Here is a 22,322-nt window from a genome sequence, read left to right on the forward strand (position 1 = left end):
GTTCGTCGTGCAAACGGCACTGGAAATACAGGCCGCATAGGGCCAAACATCAACCTAAGGACTCTCCTCAAAACCGGAGGGAACTTGGGGCTCAGGTCAGCTCGAGTTGACGATGAACAATCCTTATGGGAACGGCACCGCCATTTTTACGCGCGATGGAGATATCGCCCGCAATTTCGCCTCGCGGGTAAATGTGGGTGGGCGTGAACGTCCCGGTGCCGCTGCCGCTGGCCTATCACAGCTTCGGTGGCAGGAAGGCGAGCGCCTTTGGCGATCTCAACCAGCATGGAATGGACTCCATCAAGTTCTGGACACGCACCAAGACGGTCACGGCCCGCTGGCCAAGCGGCATCAAGGAAGGCGCTGAGTTCCAGATGCCACTTACGGCACCCCAGCTCCATAGGGGCACGGGCCGGCACAAATAGATTTACCACTAAAAACGGGCCCTTTCGGGCCCGTTTCCAATCAGCCAGCCGAGTGAGGCGTGACCAGCGGCCCTAAAATACCGACCCGTCTGCCAGGGGGCCAGTGACTTCACTGACTTTCACGGCGCGGCCGTCGCGCACCGAGATCAGGGCAGCATCGGCCAGCGCCAGGGCAACAAGTCCGTCGATGCCGCTCGGCTGCGCAGGCGCCTTGCTCTGGACGGCATCGATAAAGGCGCTGATCTCGTGGGCATAGGCCTCCGTATAGCGGGTCATGAAAAAGTCGTGCAGCGGCGGTCGGGTGTAGCCGGAGCCATTGGCGACCTCGATCGATACCGGGCGCTGATTTTCTGCCGATACCGCGCCCTTGGAGCCATGCACCTCGATGCGCTGGTCGTAGCCATAGCTCGCCCGTCGCGAATTGGAGATGGTTGCATGCCTGCCCGAAGCGGTTGACAGCATCACCGATGCGCTGTCGAAATCCCCGGCTTCCCCGATGGCGGGGTCGACCAGCACCGAGGCCTGAGCGGTGACGGTGTCGATTTCTTCGTCGAGCAGGAAGCGCGCCATGTCGAAATCATGAATGGTCATGTCGCGGAAAATGCCGCCGGAACGCTTGATATAGTCGACAGAAGGCGCACCGGGATCGCGCGAGACAATGGTTACCATTTCGATGGCGCCGATTTCACCATTTTCGATAACCTGCTTGACCGCCATGAAGTGCGGATCAAACCGCCGGTTGAAGCCGACCATCAGCGTGGCGCCCTCGGCATCCACCACGGCGAGGCACTGCTTGACCCGCCCCAGATTGAGATCGATGGGCTTTTCACAAAAGATGGCTTTGCCGGCACGTGACAACTGCTCGATCAGATCGGCGTGGGTATCGGTGGGGGTACAGATAACTACCGCATCGATATCGTCGCCTGAGACGATGTCCTCGGCGCTGCGAACGGCGCAGCCATATTGTGCCGCCAGATCCGTGGCCGCCTTGCCGATCGCATCGGCGACTGCCACCAGCTGGGCGGCGGGGTTGGCAAAAATGGCCTTGGCGTGCACTTTGCCGATGCGGCCAGCGCCCAATAATCCGAAACGTACACTCATCGATTGATCTTCCCTTGAATCGTCATTGTGTTCACCCCAACAGCCACTCGTGCTCGGGCGCGTTGTGGAATTTCCAGATCCGCTGCGGGCCGGCCATGACGTTGAGATAATAGAGGTCGTATCCCGCAACGGTCGCGACGGGGTGATAGCCGCGGGGCACCAGCGTCACGTCGCCATCTTCTATCACCAGGGCCTCATCGAGGCTGCCGTCGTCGGTATAGACCCGCTGCATGGCAAAACCCTGGGGCGGATTGAGCCGGTGATAGTAGGTCTCTTCCAGTTGGCTTTCGCGCGGAAGATCGTCCCGGTCATGCTTGTGTGGAGGATAGGAAGACGTGTTTCCCTGAGGGGTGATAACTTCCACCACCAGCAGCGCGTTGGCGGCGCCGTCGTCCTCGGGCATAATGTTGTTGACGTTGCGGATATTGGCGCTTTTGCCGCGGGTTAGTTGCTTGTGCGTGCCTGGGGCGATGACCCTGGCCCTGAAACTGCCGCCTCCCGGTGCGGAGCATACCGCGAGTTCGAGGCCGCTCGTCGCCTCCGCTGTCCAGGCGCTGCCGGCAGGCACATAGAGAGCCCATGGCGCGCCCTCGAAGGGGCTCATGCGTTCGCCAAGCTCGCCGAAATCCACGCCATCGACTTTGAAGCGCCCCTTGCCGGAAACGAGGACGAGGCAAAGCTCTCGCTCCCCAGCTTCCCCGGCCGCGCCTTCGCCGCTCTCAAGCCGATGCAGGGCGAAGCCCACATGGGCCCAGCCGGCCGAGGCAGGGGTTACGTCATGCACCTTGCCGTTGATCCCTTGCGGGCGGATTCTGAGATCGGTTTTGGACACGGTGTGTCTCCAGTGAGTGGAAGTCCAGTCGCCGGTCGCGGCGATCAGTGGGTGGGAAAGCCTTGTGTTTCCACCGTGTAGTCTGCAGCGGTCATGACCTGCATCAGCTCGGCATGCCCGACCTGGGCCATGCGCAGGGGTGGATTGGCGCGCGGATCCTGTTCCGCCTCGACCACAAACCAGCCTTCGTAGCCATAGTCAGCCAAGGCTTGAACAATGGCGCCAAAATCGAGCGAGCCGTCGCCTGGTACGGTAAAAGCGCCCAGGGCGACTGCATCGAGAAAGCTTTGCTTGCCGCGATCGAGACTTTCGACCACCGAGCGGCGGATATCCCTGACATGCACGTGGTTGATCCGCGCGTGATGATTGTCGATGGCGCGCAGCACGTCCCCACCGGCGAAAGCGAGGTGCCCCGCGTCGAGCAGCAGCGGAATGCCGGGGCCGGAGTGGTTCATGAAGGCGTCGAGTTCGGGTTCGGTCTCCACCACGGCCGCCATGTGATGGTGATAGGACAAAGGCATGCCCTGGTCGGCACACCATTCCCCAAACCGGGTGACCTTCACCGCATAGGCCTTCATCTCATCGTCGGAAAGCCTGGGCTTGCTCGCGAGCGGCTTTGATCGGTCGCCCTGGATCGAGCGGCCCACTTCCCCATAGACTATGCAGGGGGCATCTACCGCCTTGAACAGGTCGATCATGGGTTGGATACGATCCTGATTGGCTGAGATATCCTCATCCACCAGCGTTCCGGAAAACCAGCCGCCGCACAGAGTGACGTCGGCCGCCTTGAGGATGGGCAGCATGATGTCCGGATCATCGGGGAAGCGGCGCCCCTTTTCCATGCCCGTAAACCCCGCGGAGCGTGACTGGCGCAGGCATTCCTCCAGCGAAACGTCGTCGCTCAATTCCGCCAGATCGTCGTTCCACCAGGCAATCGGCGACATCCCGAGCTTTGCCTTCATCATCTTTCTCCTCATAGCCTTCGTCAGATCAGCCGATGCGCTGCGCCTGCAGAGCGGCGACATAATTTTGACGAGCTGCATTGACTTGCGGACGCTCGCTCACCTCGGGCACGGCGACATCCCACCAATGCCCGCCCGCCTCTGTCGTCGGCAGAGGGTCGGTATCGATGACGATTACAGTGGTCCGATCGATGTCGGCTGTTTCCGCCAGCGCGGTCTGCAGTTCGGCGATCGAAGCGACCTTGCGGCTGGCCGCTCCCATGGCGGCGGCATGGGCGGCAAAGTCGATGCCGGGCAAGGTCACGTGGTGCGTATCCTTGAGCAGATTGTTGAAGTTGGCGCCGCCGGTGGCCATCTGCAGGCGGTTGATGCAGCCATATCCGGCATTATCGAGCAGGACGATCGTGAGCTTGGCGCCCAGCATGATGGAGCTGGCGATTTCGGAGTTGAGCATCATGTAGCTGCCATCCCCGACCATGACGACGACATCGGCTTGAGGGCGTGCCAGCTTGACGCCAAGGCCGCCCGCGATCTCGTATCCCATGGTGGAGAAGCCATATTCCATGTGGTAGCTGCCCGGTTCGCTTGCCTGCCACAGCTTGTGAAGCTCGCCGGGGAGGCCACCCGCGGCGCAAACCACGGTTGCAGTTGGACGCACCCGTTGCACCGCCCCAATGACATGGGCGTCGGAGGGGAGGGGGGCGTTGGCCGCAGCGGTTGCGGCAGCAACAGCCTTGAGCCAGTCGGCTCGGCCGTCATGCGCCTTTTCTGCCCAAGCTGCGTCAACACTCCACCCTGTCAGAGCGGCCGAAAGGGCCTCCAGCCCAACCCGGACGTCAGCCACCAGCGGCAGACTACCGTGCTTGCCCGCATCGAAGGGCTGCACGTTGAGCCCGATGATCTTGAAACCTTGGTTCTTGAACAGTGCCCAGGACCCGGTGGTGAAATCCTGGAGGCGCGTGCCGACGGCAAGCACCACATCGGCCTCTTCGGCCAGGGCATTTGAGGCCGAGGAGCCAGTCACCCCGACGCTGCCCATGTTCATGGGATGGGAATGGGGCAGGGCGCTCTTGCCGGCCTGGGTCTCCATCACCGGTATGTTGTGCTCGGTCGCAAACGCGGCGAGAGTTTCCGCAGCCTCTGAGTAAAGCACCCCACCACCGGCAATGATCACAGGTTTTTTGGCCAGTTTCAGCGCCGCCGCAGCATGGGCGAGCTCATCGGGGTCCGGCATAGGGCGGCGCGGAACCCATATCTTCTCGGAGAAAAAGCTATCAGGATAGTCATAGGCTTCGGCTTGCACGTCCTGGCAGAGCGACAATGTCACCGGTCCGCATTCGGCCGGGTCGGTAAGCACCTGCATGGCGCGTCGGAGCGCGGGTATGATTTGTTCGGGCCGGGTGATCCGGTCGAAATAGCGGCTTACCGGACGAAAGGCGTCATTGGCCGAGACGGTGCCATCGCCCCAGTCTTCCACCTGTTGCAACACTGGGTCGGGAAGCCGGTTGGCAAAGACGTCGCCCGGCAGCAACAGGACAGGCAGGCGGTTGACGTGTGCCAGCGCCGCCGAAGTGATCATGTTGAGCGCCCCAGGCCCGATGGAGCTGGTGCAGGCCATGAATCGGCGGCGGAAGCTTGCCTTGGCGAAGGCAACCGCTGCATTGGCCATGCCCTGTTCGGATTGGGCGCGATAGGTCGGCAGCTTCTCGCGCACCGCATAGAGCGCCTCGCCCATGCCAGCGACGTTGCCGTGGCCGAAGATGGCGAACATCCCTCCAAAGATCGGAACCGTTTCGCCATCGATCACCGTTTTTTGGGCTGCCAGGAAGCGGGCGACTGCCTGTGCCATCGTCAGCCGGATCGTTGCGCTCATTCCAATTCTCTCCGTACGGGCCATTCAGGCAGCTACTTTTTCACCAAGGCGGAGCCAGATATCGACCAAGGCCCCAAACCGACGCGCCATGTCGTCGATTGCCGCATCGTCACCGATCTCGCCAACCAGCCAGCGGCGCGCCGCATCGGCAAAGATCGTGCGTCCAACGGCAAAGCCGCGCACGCTCCGCGACTGCCTGGCCATGCGGAACCCGGCCTCGAGCTGGTCTTGCGGTGCTTCGAGTCCGAGCAGCACGACACCCCTGCACAAGGGGTCGCGCGCTTCAATTACGCTGTCGATTTGGCCCCAGGCGGCCGCACTTGGCTGTGCCTCCAGCTTCCACCAATCGGGCTTGATCCCCGCATCATAGACATCCCTCAGCGCCTGCGAGATCGTCTTGTCTCCGACCGAACCATGCTTGCTGGCGATGATTTCGACCAGCAGCTCCCGGCCGATGCCGCGCGCGGCATCATAGGCAGACCGCAGCTTGGCGATCTGCTCGGCTTTGAGCGCGGCTGGGTCATCGGGGTGGTAGAAGCACAACACCTTGATGCAGTGGTCGACCGGCCACTCGACCAGGCGCGAACCCACATCCTGGGTGAATTCAAACTGGAGGGGACGCGATCCGGGCTGCTCGATCGGCCGGGCCACCCAGAACTGGGGAAGGGTAGCTGCCTTGAACAGCGCATCGCGCCCGTATTTGTCGTCGAGCAGCATGCCGAACCCAGCCCGGCCATTAGCGATGCGTGCAGCGGCCTCGACCGCCAAGGCCTTGAACCTGGGCAGGCGGGCGAGCTTGTCTCGGTCATCACCGGCAAGCTCTTCGAGTTGACTGCGATGATCGATGGCCAGGGCCATCAATTGCGGGATATCGCGGCGGCGCGTCGTTGCCCAATGAAGATGGTTGAGCGTCGCGTCCTTGCGCAAGGCCCGCTCCGGACTGCCCTGGTCAAGGAAGTGGCTCAATTCCGCCCAGGTGGGATACTCGGGGGCGCAGAGAAGCCGCGACACCGCGAAGGCGCCGCAGGCGTTGGCCCAGCTGGCGCAGGTCGCAAGGGGCTTATCCCGCAACCAGCCGCGAAGAAATCCGGACATAAAAGCATCGCCCGCGCCCAGGACGTTGTAGACCTCGATGGGAAAGCCAGCGCCGACTATGCCCTCTTCCAGTACGTCCGGTATGGGGCCATCATAGACGATGCAACCCATGGCGCCGCGCTTGAGCACGATCACCGCCGACGAAATTTCCCGGATCGTGCGCAGCGCCGATGCGATGTCCTTCTCGCCCGATGCGATCAAGACCTCCTCCTCGGTGCCGACGAGAAGGTCGCAATCCGCGAGCACCGATTTGTATATTGTCGACACGATGTCAGACGCGACGTAGCGCTCGAAGCCGGCTTCGTGCCCGCCCAGCCCCCAAAGATTGGGCCGATAGTCAAGGTCGAACGCGACACGCGTCCCTGCCACCTTGGCTACCAGGATAGCCTTGCGCTGGGCCGCCTCGCTGTGGGCGCGGGAAAAATGGGTGCCAGTGACGACGATGGCGCGCGCCGAAGCAATGAAGCTCTCGTCGATGTCGCTCTCGTCCAGCGCCATGTCCGCACAGTCGGTGCGGTAGAAGATCATGGGGGACAGACCTTCGCCCTGCACGGAAAGCAGGACCAGCGCGGTGAGACGATCCGTGTCGGTGTGGACGCCCGCCGTCTCCACGCCCTCGCGTCCGAGTTGCTCGCGGATGAAGCGCCCCATCTGCTCGTTACCAACACGAGTGATCAGCGCCGATTTCAGCCCCAGCCGTGCCGTACCCACCGCGATGTTGGCCGGACAGCCGCCGACTGACTTGGCAAAAGTGCCGATGTCTTCGAGGGGCGTTCCGATCTGCTGACCATAAAGATCGACCGAGGCTCGGCCGATGGTGATGATATCGAGGTCTTTGTCTCGGGGATTGCGATCCGTATTCATCCAAGCCGGCCTTTTCATATGCTTTGACCGCGCTTCTCGCGCGAGTAGGAGGGGAAGAGAGTTGCGTCGCCGCCAGCGACAGGCTCTAACTTAGAGGCACCCGCCCGGCAGCCAAACCCTGCAACAGTCTGGCGAGATCAGGCTCGAAGACAATGCTGGCCGCTTCACCCGGGGTGAACCACTTTCTCTGGCGCTGCCCCTTTTCCTTCCACTTGTTCAGTTCTTTGGTGACGTGCAACGCGTAGACCAGGGTCTGAGCAGGTTTGGACTGTCCGTCGTCAAAGAGCTTGAACGATCGGAACGATCCCATCGGGGCTGCCGACACTGAACCGACGATGCCCGCCTCTTGCATCGCTTCCACCTGGGCGGCTTCCGGATCAGACCGACCCGCCATCGGCCAGCCCTTGGGAAGCATCCACTTGCCATTCCGGCGCGAGGTGATGAGGAGCACCAAGACGGCCCCACTTTCGTCTTGGCGCCAAGGCAGCGCCGCCACCTGTTCACAGAGTGGCGACGCCTTTCGGTCGGGCGCTCGCGCCTTTGGCTCACGGTTCGACCCGGTCATGGCCGTCTACGGTCACCTGTTGGCGCGATAGGGCTGGCTGTAGACATGCCTACTGCCTGGGATCCCAACCACTTGGGGTAACTTCGAGCGGGGGATCGAAGGAGTTGGCGATCAACGCCCAATCCACCAACTTGAAATTGGTGGCAGCGAATTCCCCGTCCAGATCGTTGAGGTCGCCAGCATAACCATCCTGCGTGATGAAGACGCCATTGGGGAAGCCTGGCAGGGCCACCGAGATCACGTCGTCGCCATCGCTCTCCTGAACTGCGTCGATGTCGCCGGCTGCCGCCACCCTGAACGAGCCGAGAAGGTCGAGCTCCCCCTCGCCGATGTTGAAAACGGCGAAACTGTCGTCATAGGGGACGTCGCTGAACACCGGGGCTTCGCCGTGGGCGCTGCCCTGGCTGGACGCGAGCAGATAGCGCGCACCACTTTCGGCGTAGTAGATCGAGAGGCCTTCCACGTCGCGGGTGATGACGCTGTCGGCATTAAAGAAGCTGGAGGACGAGGATCCCCGCGTCGCGTAGGCAAGGACCGGATCGCCGCCAGTAACGGGCACTGTCCAGATGCCGACATCCTCCTGGCCGGCATAAACCGTACCAGTGGCGCGGTCGATCACCACCCCTTCGAACTGCGGGCTGAAATCGGCCAGCACATCGTCCTCGCTCTCCTTCCAAAGATCCTGCCCGTCATGCTCGGTTGGAGCGCTGAAGGCGTGATCGAACACGGCCGCGACTGTGCCATTCTCACGCGCTTCCAGCGCGAAGACGCCAACCACCGGCTGGTGTCGCTGCGTGCCGACCACCCAGGCCTTTTCGGAGGCCTTGTCGTGCCAGGCGGTCAAACCATAAACGGTTGCTTGGTCATCGACAGGATTGTCTTCCTGAGCGCCATCAGCCGTGGGCCGCCTGGGGAAGGCGCGACCGGCATCTGCTGCGGTGATCTCGGTGAGGGGTGCCTCGCGGTCGGTGCCGATTTGATAGATACGGATGATGTCTAGCCCGCGGTCGGCGGCAATGACGAGATCGGCACTGGCGCCATCGCTCAGCGGGAAGCCATAAATGATGTCGACATTGTTGATGCGACCGTCTTCTTCAGCGGCGATCGCCTGGATAAGCGCGCCATCGAAGCCGTACACCCGGATCCCGCCGGTCTTGACGGCGGTGATGAACAGGCTCTTGGCGACGTCCTCGGCATTGACATAGATGGCGGGATCGTCGGCGTCGGCATCATCGGCGTCGGTTACCGCCTGGGTCTGCACGCTCGGCGCCACTTCATGGACCACGTAGTCCTCAGCGGTGGCCGACACGGCGGGCGTCAGCGCGCAGGCGAGTGCCAGCAGCGCCACATGACTGGTGCCGATCTTCTTATGGAATCGTAACAATGCACTATCCTCCCTTTTCACGATCCGCACTCTTCAGTGCAACCGCGTGCAAAAATAGCTGCTGATCTTTGATTGTCAACGATTATGTTAGCTAAAAGCAGGAACCAAGGCGAATGCACGCACGTGCAATAAATTTCAGATTTAGGGTTGACGTGCTTCTTCGTTCTGTGAAGATTGCCGCGGACGGTGCTGGGTGCATGGATGGAAGCGCCGAGTTTTGATGGAGGAGTTTTACGGTGATCACCCACCAGCGTGGCCAATGCGGCCCCCAAGCCGGGGCGGGAGTTAGGCGATGAGTTATGTCGCTCCAGCATCGGACGTTATTTCGAAGAGCGAGGCTCAGCCTCGTCCTAGCAGGCGAACTTTGCTGAAATACCGGCTGCGGGTCGCGATGCGCGAGCCCACTTCGCTGCTGGGCGTCGTCATGGCGCTGATCTTCACCTATCTGATCCTCGTGCCGATCCTGTCCATGCTGGTGCAGGCGGCGACGGTTCAGTTCGGCGACGAGCGCCGCACGGCGCTCGAGACCGCCAGCTGGACATTCTACTATCTGAACCGGACCTTCTTCTCCGCGATTTCCCGTGATCTGTTCTGGGAGCCGCTGGCGAACACGCTGACGGTGGCGGCCGGCGCCATTGCCATCGCCATGGTCATCGGCACGCCGCTGGCTTGGCTGTTGAGCCGCACCGACATGTTCGCCCGCCGCTGGTTCGCCACGGCTTTGATTGTCCCCTACATGCTTCCGGCATGGACCTTCGCGTTAGCCTGGACGACGCTTTTCAAGAACCGCACGGTCGGCGGCCAGCCTGGTTGGTTGGAAGCCCTCGGCTTCGCGCCGCCGGACTGGCTGGCCTATGGGCGCGTACCGATCACCATCATCCTGGCGCTGCACTATACGCCGTTCATCATCCTGCTCTTTGGCAGTGCGCTGAGGCGGTTCGACTCCCAACTCGAAGATTCCGCGCGCATCCTGGGGGCCAGATCTTATCAGGTCGCCTGGCAGATAATTCTCCCCTTGATGCGGCCGGCCCTGCTTTCCGCGATCATCCTGATCTTCGCCAAGTGCCTCGGTGAGTTCGGCGTGCCCTATGTGCTGGGCTTGCCGGTGAAATTCGAGGTACTTTCCACGTCGCTCTTCCGCAACATCGCGTCCCGTCAGACCGGCGTAGGCGCCGTCATCGCCGGGTCGATCATGCTCATCGGCGTGGTCACCCTGATGATCGACGCCAAGCTGGTCCGGGAAGCCCGTCGCTTCGTGACTATTGGTTCGAAAGGCACGATGAACCGGCTGAGCAGGCTCGGCGCCTGGCGCTGGCCGCTGACCCTCTTCGCCGCGGCAATCTTCGTGCTGAGCGTCTGCATGCCGATCCTGACGCTTGTGCTGTCAACGGTCATGCGGCAGCCGGCCAACTTCGCGCTCGACAATTTCACGCTGGACTACTGGATCGGCAGCGACCTTGAAACAGTCGCGCTGCGCACCGGAATCCTGCTCAGCCCAGACCTTTGGGCGGCGGCATGGAACACGCTGTGGATTGTCGGAAGCGCATCGATCACGTCGGGAATTTTCGGGCTGCTGGTGGGCTACGTTGTCGTGCGCACCCCGTTCCGCCCGCTATCGACGTTTCTCCGCCAGGTGACCTTTCTGCCCTATCTCGTTCCGGGGATCGCCTTCGCCGCTGCCTATCTCTCGTTGTTCGCCGTGGCGCGCGGCCCCGTTCCGGCCCTTTATGGAACGGTGTGGATACTAATCCTGGCCCTGATGGCGGACCAGATGCCCTACGCCTCCCGCGCGGGCATCTCGGCGATGATGCAACTCGGCAAGGACCCCGAAGAGGCGGCCCAAATCGCCGGTGCCGGCTGGTTTCGGCGCATGGTGAGCGTGGTCATTCCCATCCAAAAGGGCTCGCTCGTCACCGGCGTGCTGCTGCCGTTCATTTCCGGGATCAAGGGGCTGAGCCTTTTCGTCATCCTCGCAGTTCCCTCCACCGACGTCCTCACCACCTTCTCTCTGCGCCTCGTCGACTATCACTACACGCAAGCCGCCAACGGCGTGGTGCTGATCATTGCTGCCATGGCCTATTTCGGCACCGTGGCGGCCCAGAAACTAACCAAAACCAATATCGCCGAAGGGCTGGGAGGCTGACATGCCGAATATCGAGTTGCGCGGCGCGCACAAAAGCTACGGCGGCCAGACGGCCAATGCGGTGTCCGACCTGAACCTGGAGATCGGCGACGGCGAATTCATGTGCCTGCTCGGCCCCTCCGGTTGCGGCAAGACCACCACCCTCAGGATGATTGCCGGCCTGGAGAACCTGTCGGGTGGCGAAATCCGGATCGGCGACCGCGTGGTCGATTCAGTGGGGAAGGGCATTTTCGTGCCGCCCGAACAGCGCCAGCTGGGCCTGGTATTCCAGAGCTACGCGCTCTGGCCGCACCTGACGATCGAGCGGAATACCGATTTCGGACTGCGGCTGCGCAAGGTTCCGAAGGCAGAGCGCGAGCAGCGCGTGAATGCCGTCATGAAGGTGCTTGATATCGAGAAGTACCGGCATCGCTACCCCTCTCAGTTGTCGGGGGGGCAGCAGCAGCGCGTGGCACTCGCGCGGATGCTGGCCGTCAATCCGAACGTGCTGCTGCTCGATGAACCGCTGTCCAACCTCGACGCGCGGCTGCGCCTGGAAATGCGGGCTGAACTGAAGGCGCTCCATGCCGCCTTCAAGACCACGATCGTCTTCGTGACCCACGATCAATGGGAAGCCATGACCCTGGCCACCACCATCGCGGTCATGAACGAGGGCACCCTGCAGCAGATGGGGACCCCCGATGACATCTATGAACGTCCGGCCAACCGGTTCGTGGCCGAATTCGTCGGCAGCCCGCCGATCAACATCCTCGAGGTATCCGCCGAGACGCTCTCGGGTCCGGCTACGGCAATGTCCGCCTATCTCCGCAACCGGTTCGGCGCGCTGGTCTCGGTGGGCTCGGTAGGCATTCGCCCGGAAGCCCTGCACATCAGCGAGATCGGGCAATCGGTTCCCGATGGGGCCTTTGCGGTTGAGGGGAATGTGTCGGGTGTCCTACCCACCGGCGGCAGCTGGATTCTCGAACTGCAATGCGCTGATGGAACGTTCTTCCTGACCACCCATCAACCCCCTGAAACGACATCGGGAACACCGGTTACCGTGTGGGCCGAGTCCAAGGCGCTTCACGTCTTCGACCCAGCGGGCCGACGCATGGAGGAAGCCGATCGGCTGCTCCGGCCCGAACGAAAGATCGCAGCGGTCTCAACAATTAAGGGGCTGACTGCGTCCGCAGGATAACCCCTCTCCGTCAAGTGAATATCGAGCATTCAAATCAATCCGCAGACGCGGAACAAGCGCCTCAAAGGCGCTTCCACCGAGGAGGAACGAGTGAACAATTCAATGAAATTTCTGCTGATGAGCGTCAGTTTCGCGGCTTTTGCGCTGCCGGGTGCGGCTCAGGAATTCGATCTCGATGCGATGATCGAAGCGGCCCGGGCCGAGCCGCCCATCAATGTCTACGACAGCACCGGCAAGATTGTCGAAATGGCGGAGAACTTCGCCGAAGAATACGGGCTGCAGGCCACCGGCACAAAGGCGAAAGCCTCCGAACAGCTTGAGCTGGTCCTGCGCGAGGCCATGGCAGGAAATGTGCAGGCCGACGTCGTGATCATCTCCGACGCCCCGGCGGCCGTCGGGCAGCTCGTTCCGCAGGGTTTCGCTGGCAGCTGGCTGGCGCCGGACCTCGTCGACAAGGTCGAGCTGGGCTATCAGGACCCCCTGGTCGTCGTGACCATGCCGGTTGTATGGGCCTACAATACCGAACTTTTCGACGCGTGTCCCATCGCCAATATCTGGGAACTCACCGAGCCCGAATGGAAGGGCAGGGTCGCCTTCGAGGACCCGCTTGGCAAGACGGTCTATACCGACTGGTTCAGCCAGATGGAGGCGCATGGCAATGACGATCTGGAAGCGGCTTACGAAGCCCATTTCGGCAGGCCGCTGGATAGCGACGAGACGCCCACGCGAGCCTTTATCAAGGCGCTGGCTGGAAACTCGCCGCTAATGACGTCCTCCGACAATGCCGCTTCGGAAGCGGCGGCGGCGCCCGGGCAGACCGAGCCCTTTATTGCCCTGGTCAGTGCCGCCAAGTTCCGCGAAAACGAGGCGAGCGGCTTTCATCTGGGTCTCTGCAAGGGGATGGAGCCCTGGATCGGCTTCACCAATGCAGGGGTCGGCCTGATCGCATCGGGTACCGACAGTCCAAACGCAGCCCGTCTCTTCCTGCGCTACGTGATGACCGAAGAGGGGATCGCGCCCCAGGCGCAGGACGGCAAGATGTCGTCCAACAAGGACGTTGGTCTGCCTGAAGGGGAGCCGTCGGGCATCGCGGAAGCCTGGGACCAGCTTCTCGCCTACGACATGTCGACCGTCATCGAGGATTGGGAGACCCGGCAGGACTGGCAGGACTTCTGGCAACTGAACTACGTGCGTTGATCAAGGCCCCGACAAACCCATACCGCACCAGCGGGATCGATGCCACAAAATGAGTGGCACATTGGAGGAGACTACAATGATGAAACATCTGCTTCTCGGCACCTGCTTTGCCGCCCTGGCGCTGCCGGTTGCGGCCCAGGAATTCAACCTGGATGCCATAATCGAGGCCGCGAAGGGCGAGCCGCCGATTACCATCTATGACAGCACCGGCAAGATCGTCGACATGGCCGAGGCCTTCACCGCCAAATATGGTGTCCAGGCGACCGGGCAGAAGGTCTCGGCAAACAGCCAGCTCGAGATGATCATTCGGGAAAACCAGGCAAACAATGTTGTTGCCGACGTGGTGATGATTACCGATGCCCCCGCGGCGCTGTCTCAGCTGATCCCTCAGGGATTCGTTGAAAGCTGGGTGCCCAATGATCTGACCGACAATATTCCCGCCAAGTTCCGCAACCCGCTGACCGTCTCGACGAATGCGAACGTCTGGACGTACAACACCGAGGTTAACGAGACCTGCCCGGTTTCCAATGTGTGGGAGCTGACGGAGCCGGAATGGCGCGGCAAGGTCGCCTTTGTCGATCCCCTGACCAAGGGCACCTACACCGACTGGTTCAACCAGATGGAAAAGCACGGGGATGCTGAACTCGCCGCTGCCTACAAGGAGCATTTCGGCACCGAGCTGGATACCAGCTCCGAAAGCGCCACCAAGCAGTGGCTGAAGGCGCTCGCGGCAAATGCACCGCTGCTGACCGATGGCGACGATCCGGCGTCGGAAGCTGTCGGCGCTCCCGGACAGGCCGAGCCGTTCTTCGGACTGATGAGCTCGGCCAAGTTCCGTGACAACGAGGACAAGGGCTACAAGCTGGGCCTGTGCGAAGACATCAAGCCGTGGGTCGGCTGGACGTACAATAAGCTGGCGCTGATCTCCTCCAAAACGGATAGCCCCAACGCGGCCCGGCTGTTCGTGCACTATGTGCTGACCGAAGAGGGCATTGCCCCACAGATGGCCGACGGCAAGATTTCCACCAATACTGAAGTCCAGATTCCCGACGACGAGCCCTCCGGCCTCGCCCAGCATCTCGACGCCCTCTTCCCCTACGACTTGTCGACCGGCTTTGACGACTGGGAGACCCGCCAGGATTGGCAGGACCTCTGGACGATCAACTACTCCAAATAACGGCGGGCTCCCACCGCTGTACTAGGCGTCCCCCGCGAGCGGGGGACGCCACATCAACCCTCTGGAAATATCATGACCTTGCTCAGTCCAGCGCCTGACGACCAACATCTCGCGGAGTCCGCCCGGCTCATGCACATCGCAAAAGAGGCCGCCACCTTGGTTGGCGCGCCGCTTCGCGCCGCGTTCCGTTCCACGATGGCGGTGGACTACAAGGTGGACCTGCACGACATCGTGACGGTGCATGACAAGCAGTCCGAAGCGACGATACGGGACTACATCCTCAAGACGGAGCCGGATTCTACCCTTCTGGGTGAAGAGGGGGGCAGTGTCGGCTCCGGTCGCGTGCAGTGGTTTGTGGACCCCATCGACGGAACCTCCAATTTTGCTCGTGGCCTCGCCTTCTGGTGTGTGTCCATCGGTGCGGTGATAGACGACCGGGTCGTTGCCGGCGTCATCTATGACCCGGTCGCCGGCCACCTGTTTTCTGCCGATCTCACCGGAGCCTGGCTGAACGGGCAGGTGCTTCGGTCCGCCGCTTGCCCGGATGAAAGTCACGCCACCCTGATCACGGGGTACCCCGTGGCACGCGACTTCCGGTTGGACGGAAAGGAACGCGCTCTCGCCAGCTTTGGGGAATTGGCCGAAACGTTCTCCACCCTGCGCCGCCCCGGCAGCGCGGCACTCAGCATCGCGCATGTCGCGGCTGGCTGGGCCGACGCCGCGGTCGGGTTTGGCTGCAATCCCTGGGATGTGACCGCCGCCGTGCTGATCCTCAGAAACGCGGGCGGCAGCTATCGCCCGCTGCCTTTGGGCAAGGTGGCACCTGGCTCTGCCGCTCATCTTTGCCCCGGCTACGTCGCTATTGGTGACGGCGGCAGGTACCCAACGCTCGATAGCGTCGCCACCGACATCTCCGAACGACGCCAATTGTCGCGCTGATATCCGCGCAACCTGACCAACAAGAATGGACCATCACGAAATGACCGCAGCATTGGCCGGACCAGCTCCCGCCGTTGATCTCGATGAGCGCGTGGAGTTCCTGCGTGGACTGGCCGCAAGTGCGGGTGCATTGGCGCGCGTCGGCTTCGTTCGCCGGACGCAAAGCCAAATTGCTTACAAGGGTCCCCAGGACTTCCTGACGGAAACCGACTCCGCGGTGGAAAACCACATAAAGTCCCAGATCTCAGCCGCCTTTCCGCGAGACGGCTTCCTCGGTGAGGAAACCGGATCAGAGGTGTTGGGCGACAATCTGTGGGTTGTCGATCCTATCGATGGAACAGCCAATTTTGCACGAGCCATCCCCCACTTCTGCATCTCGATCGCTTTTGTATCTCGCGGTCGCACAATGCTTGGCGCAATATACAATCCGGCATTGGACGAGCTTTACATAGCTCGGCGCGGTGGAGGGGCCGAACTGAATGGGGTTCCCATTCGAGTGGCCATAACCGCCGATCCCGCCGTCGCCTGCGTTGAACTGGGATGGTCGCGACGTGTGCCCCAGGATGTCTACGTAGACACCCTGGAGAGGCTTCTGAATTGTGGGGCCAATGTCAGGCGTGGGGCCTCTGGTGCTCTGGCTCTGGCCTACGTTGCCGATGGTCGCTCCGACTGTTATGCCGAGCTGCATATGCAGCCCTGGGATTGCCTGGCGGGACTGCTCCTGGTGGAGGAGGCGGGAGGTGTCGTTGTGCCGTTCCTTGAACGGGATGGACTTTCCAAGGGAGGAGCGGTTTTGGCAGTGGCGCCCGCGCTGGCGGAATTGATGAGCGAAGCAACTCGTATCGACCTGGGCCTACGTCGAGCATTCGCGGGTCTTGGGGTCCAAGCCTGAGATGCCCTTAGTTGAAAGCCAGAGCCCAGATATGACCTCCAACGCGCCTCGTTACGATCGTCCGCGCATTAGCCGGATACTAGAGAATGTCCCGCCCTACGGCGTTGATGTGTTCATAAGCGGGAGCGACGGAGCAAGCGACGTCGAGCTCCTGCAGGCCAACCGCATCACCACGGTCGTGAATTGCGCCGTGAACCTGGACTTCAACTTCGTCACTGACACACAAGTGGAAGCCAGTCAGAGCCAAGTCGGTCATGGCTCCGGGGCAATACGCTATTACAAGCTAGGCCTCATCGACGGGCCGGGCAATCCAGAGACAATGATGCTGGCCGGCTATTACCTCCTGCAGGGAGCGTTCCAGCAGATCCTGCCGGACAGGGCCTCTTATCCGAGGCGCGAACGCGGCAATGTGCTGGTGAATTGCCGAGGCGGTCGGAGCCGGTCGGTTGTCCTGGTGTCACTGTTTCTCCATCATACGGTGCCAGATCGCTTTCCCACGCTGGATGACGCATTGAACCATGTGCGTACCCAGCGCGAATTGCGGCCGGATGAATGGTTTGAGGCGCCCAAGCCGGTGCTGATCGAGGCCGCCCGTCGAGCGTCCACGTGGATAAGCCACATCGAGGCAGACCTGCAGCAAGTGCGCTGATGCGTCTTGCCATTATTGCCGACCCACACCTGCATGACACGTCATACGATCCGCTTGGCGACGGCTCGGGTGCATTCCGAACGCTTTCGCAAACAGTCGGGTCAACGCGTGTTTTCAACGAAAGCGTGCCGGCGTTTCGCGCCGCCCTTGATGACCTCGTTCGCAGGGGCATTTCGTACGTCATCCTGGTCGGAGACCTGACGGACGATGGCCAGGATTATGCCGTTGCCTGCGCCCGCCGGATCCTGAGTGAATACGAGGATCGACATGGACTGCGGTTCTTTGCATGTGTGGGCAACCACGACCTGTTTGCGATCAGCGGCCGCCACCGCAGGAAAGCCTTCCTGCGCCCCGATGGCTCCACCTATCACGTAAGCAGCGATGCGAGCGACCCAGCCGACGTGGTTTCGAACGCCATGCATTGCGGCGGCTATCGGGCGTTCATTGGCGCCTTCGCGAACCTTGGCTTTATGCGCCAGGAAGGCGATCTCCTGTGGGAGACCCCATTCGGAACGGAGGATGATCCCCAGTCACGGCTTGCCGAATTGTCAGGGCTGGGTACGGGGCAGGGCGGTTCGATGTTTGACGCATCCTACCTCGTCGAACCGACAGACGGCCTATGGCTGCTTTCGTTGGATGCAAATGTATGGATACCAGATGCAAGCGTCCCCGACGGCGCGATCGATTGTTCCGACGCTGGGTGGAACGCGGCCGTGCTGCACAAGCCCTATCTGCTCGACTGGCTGTCGTCGGTGGTGGCGAGGTCGGAGGCATCGGGGAAGCGGCTGGTCGTATTCTCGCACTACCCGGTGCTGCCCCCGCTCAGCAGTGATCCTGCACAAGAACATGATCTCCTCGGCACCTCCGATCTGTTGGCCAGAATGCCCTCGAAGGCGACCAGCCAGCGCTTTGCGGGGACAGGCGCGCGGCTGCATTTCAGCGGGCATTGGCACGTTGATGGGACATCAGCGGGAGCAGGGTTGGTAAATGTCGCGGTGCCGTCGATCGTTGCGTTGCCAGCGGCCTACAAGATTGTTCGGCTTGAGGAAGATCGCGCCGATATCGAGACAGTCTCCCTCGGAGGTGTGCCTGGGTTTGATATCGCCAAGCAGGCATATGAATCCGAGATAGCATTCGCCGGATCTGCTGCTGCCTCGGTAGTTGCGGTTGACGATTATGCCGGGTTCCTGAGCAATCAACAGGGCAGACTTGCGGTCGAGCGCTACCTCGGACGCGAGTGGCCACGGAATATTGCGCAGACGTTTTCATCATCAACTATTGCGGATATGGCCGCACCATTCGGCCTGGATCCGGGCCCCTGGGGGTCCCGTCCGTTGCAGGAGGTCGTCGGGGACTGGTACCGTCTGCGTCGGGCCGGTCCTCTGGCTCATCACCTGATCGGCGAACCCTGCTTAGATCTCTACCGGAACCTGGCAGGACATTACGCAGGGGCCACCTTTCCTGCCGGCAGCGCGGCATCGGCGTTTCGACTCTTTATGATGATGATGGGAAGTTACCTTGCCGATCGCGACATGACCGTTTCAGTTCAGTTGGCCGATGCAGGGGTCACTCCCCGGAGCGTGGCATCCTTGGGCGAACAGAACGACGCCACACTGGAACTGGGTGAAAACTGACGGTCTCGTTCGCCGCGGCGCTTGAGCCGCCGGCGACCAAAAGCGAGGCAATGTGCTCGGCGATGGCACCAAGGGGCTGGCTAAACGTCGTGAGGTTGTAGGCAATCCAGGATGCCTGCTCGATATTATCAAAGCCGATGATGCTCAACTCGTCCGGCACGACGATGCCGAATTCGTCACGAGCAACGTCCATGCAACCCATTGCCAGCAGGTCGGTGATGCAGAAGATGCCGTCTGGGGCAGAGGTTCGGCTGAAAAGCTGCCGAGCAGCCTCCGCACCAGTGGCGTAACCCGTGGGACCTGTACGCATGACTTGGGTGTCTCGCCCGTCCTCACGGGCTGCCGCAATGAAAGCCGTCTCTCGGGCCATCAGACTTGGTGTGCCGGCGGTGGAGCTTACGACAGCAATTCTCGCGCAGCCCGCCCTCTTGAGAAGTTGATATGCCTCTCTGCCTGCCTGACCGTTTTGGACAACGATATTCGTGGGCCCGCTCAACTGGTCGTCACGGTTGATCAGGATAACGCGTTGACCATTGGACAGGCAGGTAGCAATCAGGGAAGGCGAGGGAGTACCGGAGAGGACGATGACGGCCTCAGCACGATAGTTCACTGTTTGCCGCATGGCGGCCGCAACCTCTTCCGTACTGCCGATGGTATTGATGACCATCGCGATCTTGCCCACGGATTGGAGCTTCTTGGTCACGATGTCGATCATTTGAGCCTGATACGGGGTCGAAACATCCGACACCACGAGGCAGATGATGTTGCTCCTCTCGTGCGAGAGGCCGCGTGCCAGGTGGTTGACATGATAGCCTAGGGTCTCTGCCGCCTGCAGTACCTTCTTACGGGTTCCCGGTGACACGCTTGCCCCATCGGTGAACGTGCGGGAAACGGCGGATCTCGATACGCCTGCGAGTTTGGCAACCTCTTCCGCAGTGACGAAGCTTCGCTCGCGTATTTCCATTGAAGTCACTCTAGATTGCACTGCTGTGCAGTTTCGCCTGCAAGATAGGCTCTTGCCAACCATGAATGAAGGCTACGAAATTTCTGATCCTGAATCAACTTTAGTTCTTGACCCCCAGCGACTTAGAGGGCAAAATTGCACGCGCGTGCAAGGCATCGGCTTGTTCGGCATCTCGAGAGTAGATCCCTATGGCATCCACCGTACAACTGATTGACCTGCTCGGCGCTGGCGCACTCCTGATTTGGGGTCTGCGCCTCATCAAGACGGGGATATTGAGGGCATTCGGTGCGTCTCTCAGGCAGTGGATTCGGCGGGGGACAGGCAATCGGGTAAACGCTGCCTTTGCGGGGCTTCTTGCCACCATCGCGATGCAATCCAGCACTGCCACCGCTGTGGTCACCGCTTCTTTCGCCAGTCGTGGGCTCATCAATCCCAAGATGGGCCAGGCGGTCATGTTAGGCGCCAATGTCGGGACTGCCATCGCGGCACTGGTCCTCTCCCTGGACGTCCATTGGTTCGGGTCCGCCATGATCCTGGTGGGCGTGGCAATCAGTACCAGAAGCAAATTGGCGGCAGGGAAGGGTATCGGAAGGGCATTGCTTGGGCTGGGGTTGATGCTGGTCGCGCTTCGCCTCATGGCCAATGTGACCGAGCCCATGCGCAACTCGGAGGTGGTCATCGATCTACTGGCGGCGTTGGGCGAGGCGCCAGTCTTGGCCGTAATCTTCGCGGCTTTGCTGGCGTTTATTTCGTCGTCGAGCCTAGCGGTCGTCCTTTTTGCTTCGCTGCTGTTTCAAGGCGGGGTCATTTCTGCCCTGCTTGTCGTTTTTCTTGTTGCGGGGGCGAACCTGGGCGGGGCGGTGCCGCCCTGGCTGGCGGTATTCAACGACGGCCCGGAAGCACGGCGTCTTGCAACTGCAAATCTGATTGTGCGGGCCATCGGTTCAGTGGCCTTGATGCTCGTCGCGGCCCCATTCGTGCGGGCCATGGAAGGCATTCTTCCCGACATTGACATGATCGCCGTCGCGATCCATCTGATCTTCAACGTGGCATTGCTTCTAGTATTCTTGCCTGTCATCGGCCCGATCTACCATCTGGCCGGGATGCTGTTGCCCAAGGCGAAGACGTCTGAAAGCTCTGGCAGCTATCTCGACGAGAGTGCGCTCACTACGCCCGCGCTCGCGCTGGTCGGCGCGGCCCGGGAGGCACTCAAGGTGGGTGACCTGGTGAAGCAGATGCTCGAAGCAAGCCTACGTGGCTTGATCAGCAATGATCCAGAGCTGAGGGTCCATCTGTCTACGCTCGAGGACCAGGTCGATGCGTCCCAGGAGGCGATCAAGTTCTACCTGGCGAAGCTAAATCCGGCCGAACTTGACGACGAGGACCGTCTAAGGTCGGACGAGATCGTCTCCTACGCGATCAATCTCGAACATGCGGGTGATATCATCCATATCGGATTATGTGAACTCGCCATGAAGAAGTCCGCGGGTCACCTGTCCTTCTCGTCGGAAGGCTTGGCGGAACTGAGAGCCCTCTTTGAGAAGACCCTGGAAAATCTTCAGCTTTCACAGTCTGTGTTCCTGACCAGGGACGAGGATTTGGCCACCCGCCTGGCCCTGGCGAAAGTGGAAGTCAGGCGTCTCGAAGCGGAGTCCTCTACGCAGCATCTTCAACGCGTCCGTGAGCGACGTTCCGAAGCGTTGGAAACGAGTTCCCTGCACCTCGATATGCTGCGGGACTTGAAGCGCATCAACGCCCATTTTGCCTCGGTTGCGGCATCTGTCCTCGAGCAGACGGGGCATACGACATCAAGCAGACTATTGTCCCTGCCGGACCGGACAGCGCCCTAGCTGCCAATTCAGCGAAGGCATCACGATTGGGGGGGACTTGACCTGAGCCCCTAGATCTCCTCCAGATTTTGGTAGAGTCCGACGTCACAAAAGGACGATCGGATGAAGCGCAGCAGGTTCAACGAAGAGCAGATCATTTCGATATTGAAGGAGCAGGAGGCTGGGCTTGGGACGGCCGATCTGTGCCGCAAGCATGGGATCAGCAGTGCCACCTTCTACAAGTGGAAGGCCAAGTATGGCGGGCTGGAGGTGTCCGATGCCCGGCGGCTGAAGGCTTTGGAGGACGAGAACGCCCGGCTCAAGAAGCTGCTGGCCGAGGCGATGCTGGACAACGCCATCCTCAAGGATGTCGCGGCAAAAAAATGGTAGCGCCCGCCGCGAAGCGAGATGCGGTGGCTCAAGCCTGCCTGGTGCATGGGGTGGCCCTGGTTGCCGATACATCGCTGTCTGGCCGACGGGTGGCGCGCGAGCTCGACGCCATCATCGCCCGACGCGGTCGGCCATAGACGGTGGTCAGCGACAACGGCACCGAGTTCACCAGCATGGCCATCCTGCGCTGGTCGCAGGACCGGTAGATCGACTGGCACTACATTGCGCCC

At 61.4% G+C, this 22,322-nt stretch carries 17 protein-coding genes and 2 pseudogenes; 11 read left to right on the top strand and 8 right to left on the bottom strand.

Annotated features, from left to right (window positions below):
* Positions 1–112 precede the first annotated feature (112 nt).
* Positions 113–425, top strand: a pseudogene (locus tag ASD80_RS13440) (aldehyde dehydrogenase family protein); the annotation flags it as partial.
* A gap of 72 nt (positions 426–497) precedes the next feature.
* Here the strand turns inward: ASD80_RS13440 and iolG are convergent.
* From iolG to ASD80_RS13475, 7 genes are all read right to left on the bottom strand, one after another.
* Positions 498–1,526: an inositol 2-dehydrogenase gene (iolG, locus tag ASD80_RS13445; protein ID WP_056233671.1), complete on the bottom strand. Its 1,029-nt coding sequence runs from the start codon at positions 1,524–1,526 to the stop codon at positions 498–500.
* Between the two features lie 31 nt (positions 1,527–1,557).
* Positions 1,558–2,358, bottom strand: coding sequence for a 5-deoxy-glucuronate isomerase (gene iolB / locus ASD80_RS13450; RefSeq protein ID WP_056233674.1), 801 nt, complete (start codon positions 2,356–2,358; stop codon positions 1,558–1,560).
* Between the two features lie 44 nt (positions 2,359–2,402).
* The gene (gene iolE / locus ASD80_RS13455) at positions 2,403–3,320 is read right to left on the bottom strand and encodes a myo-inosose-2 dehydratase (RefSeq protein WP_056233676.1); all 918 of its coding nucleotides are present in this window, start codon (positions 3,318–3,320) and stop codon (positions 2,403–2,405) included.
* Between the two features lie 28 nt (positions 3,321–3,348).
* The gene (gene iolD, locus ASD80_RS13460; protein WP_056233678.1) at positions 3,349–5,193 is read right to left on the bottom strand and encodes a 3D-(3,5/4)-trihydroxycyclohexane-1,2-dione acylhydrolase (decyclizing); all 1,845 of its coding nucleotides are present in this window, start codon (positions 5,191–5,193) and stop codon (positions 3,349–3,351) included.
* Between the two features lie 24 nt (positions 5,194–5,217).
* The gene (locus ASD80_RS13465; RefSeq protein ID WP_056233680.1) at positions 5,218–7,152 is read right to left on the bottom strand and encodes a bifunctional 5-dehydro-2-deoxygluconokinase/5-dehydro-2-deoxyphosphogluconate aldolase; all 1,935 of its coding nucleotides are present in this window, start codon (positions 7,150–7,152) and stop codon (positions 5,218–5,220) included.
* Between the two features lie 85 nt (positions 7,153–7,237).
* Positions 7,238–7,717, bottom strand: coding sequence for an NUDIX hydrolase (locus ASD80_RS13470; RefSeq protein WP_082555279.1), 480 nt, complete (start codon positions 7,715–7,717; stop codon positions 7,238–7,240).
* Positions 7,718–7,766: 49 nt separating this feature from the next.
* The gene (locus tag ASD80_RS13475; RefSeq protein WP_162247364.1) at positions 7,767–9,101 is read right to left on the bottom strand and encodes a phytase; all 1,335 of its coding nucleotides are present in this window, start codon (positions 9,099–9,101) and stop codon (positions 7,767–7,769) included.
* A gap of 391 nt (positions 9,102–9,492) precedes the next feature.
* Here ASD80_RS13475 and ASD80_RS13480 point away from each other — a divergent pair, with 391 nt between their 5' ends.
* From ASD80_RS13480 to ASD80_RS13515, 8 genes are all read left to right on the top strand, one after another.
* Positions 9,493–11,244: an ABC transporter permease gene (locus ASD80_RS13480; RefSeq protein WP_244489013.1), complete on the top strand. Its 1,752-nt coding sequence runs from the start codon at positions 9,493–9,495 to the stop codon at positions 11,242–11,244.
* A 1-nt stretch (position 11,245) separates the two neighbouring features.
* Complete coding sequence (locus ASD80_RS13485) at positions 11,246–12,421, top strand: ABC transporter ATP-binding protein (protein ID WP_056233686.1); 1,176 nt, start codon at positions 11,246–11,248, stop codon at positions 12,419–12,421.
* Between the two features lie 102 nt (positions 12,422–12,523).
* Positions 12,524–13,618 carry an ABC transporter substrate-binding protein gene (locus ASD80_RS13490; RefSeq protein WP_056233688.1) on the top strand — a complete coding sequence of 365 codons (1,095 nt, stop codon included), beginning with the start codon at positions 12,524–12,526 and terminating at the stop codon, positions 13,616–13,618.
* A 79-nt stretch (positions 13,619–13,697) separates the two neighbouring features.
* Entirely contained in the window at positions 13,698–14,795 is a 1,098-nt protein-coding gene (locus ASD80_RS13495; protein WP_244489006.1) for an ABC transporter substrate-binding protein, read from the top strand.
* 72 nt (positions 14,796–14,867) lie between these two features.
* Positions 14,868–15,734, top strand: a complete 867-nt coding sequence (locus ASD80_RS13500; protein WP_056233692.1) for an inositol monophosphatase family protein — start codon at positions 14,868–14,870, stop codon at positions 15,732–15,734.
* 40 nt (positions 15,735–15,774) lie between these two features.
* Positions 15,775–16,626 carry an inositol monophosphatase family protein gene (locus ASD80_RS13505; protein WP_056233933.1) on the top strand — a complete coding sequence of 284 codons (852 nt, stop codon included), beginning with the start codon at positions 15,775–15,777 and terminating at the stop codon, positions 16,624–16,626.
* Positions 16,627–16,657: 31 nt separating this feature from the next.
* On the top strand, positions 16,658–17,275 hold the full coding sequence (locus ASD80_RS13510) for a dual specificity protein phosphatase family protein (protein WP_056233936.1): 618 nt from the start codon (positions 16,658–16,660) through the stop codon (positions 17,273–17,275).
* The gene (locus ASD80_RS13515; RefSeq protein WP_056233694.1) at positions 17,275–18,909 is read left to right on the top strand and encodes a metallophosphoesterase family protein; all 1,635 of its coding nucleotides are present in this window, start codon (positions 17,275–17,277) and stop codon (positions 18,907–18,909) included. Before ASD80_RS13510 ends, ASD80_RS13515 begins: the two co-directional genes overlap by 1 nt.
* On the opposite strand, the gene ASD80_RS13520 is transcribed toward ASD80_RS13515, so the two are convergent.
* The gene (locus ASD80_RS13520; RefSeq protein ID WP_056233695.1) at positions 18,842–19,873 is read right to left on the bottom strand and encodes a LacI family DNA-binding transcriptional regulator; all 1,032 of its coding nucleotides are present in this window, start codon (positions 19,871–19,873) and stop codon (positions 18,842–18,844) included. The genes ASD80_RS13515 and ASD80_RS13520 overlap by 68 nt on opposite strands.
* A 188-nt stretch (positions 19,874–20,061) precedes the next feature.
* Between ASD80_RS13520 and ASD80_RS13525 the strand changes: the two genes are divergently transcribed.
* Together ASD80_RS13525 and ASD80_RS18535 are read left to right on the top strand one after the other, a co-directional pair.
* On the top strand, positions 20,062–21,723 hold the full coding sequence (locus ASD80_RS13525; RefSeq protein ID WP_056233697.1) for a Na/Pi cotransporter family protein: 1,662 nt from the start codon (positions 20,062–20,064) through the stop codon (positions 21,721–21,723).
* Positions 21,724–21,825: 102 nt separating this feature from the next.
* Positions 21,826–22,295, top strand: a pseudogene (locus tag ASD80_RS18535) (transposase); the annotation flags it as partial.
* Between the last annotated feature and the right edge of the window lie 27 nt (positions 22,296–22,322).

It is taken from the genome of Devosia sp. Root635 (assembly GCF_001427605.1).
Lineage (GTDB): Bacteria > Pseudomonadota > Alphaproteobacteria > Rhizobiales > Devosiaceae > Devosia.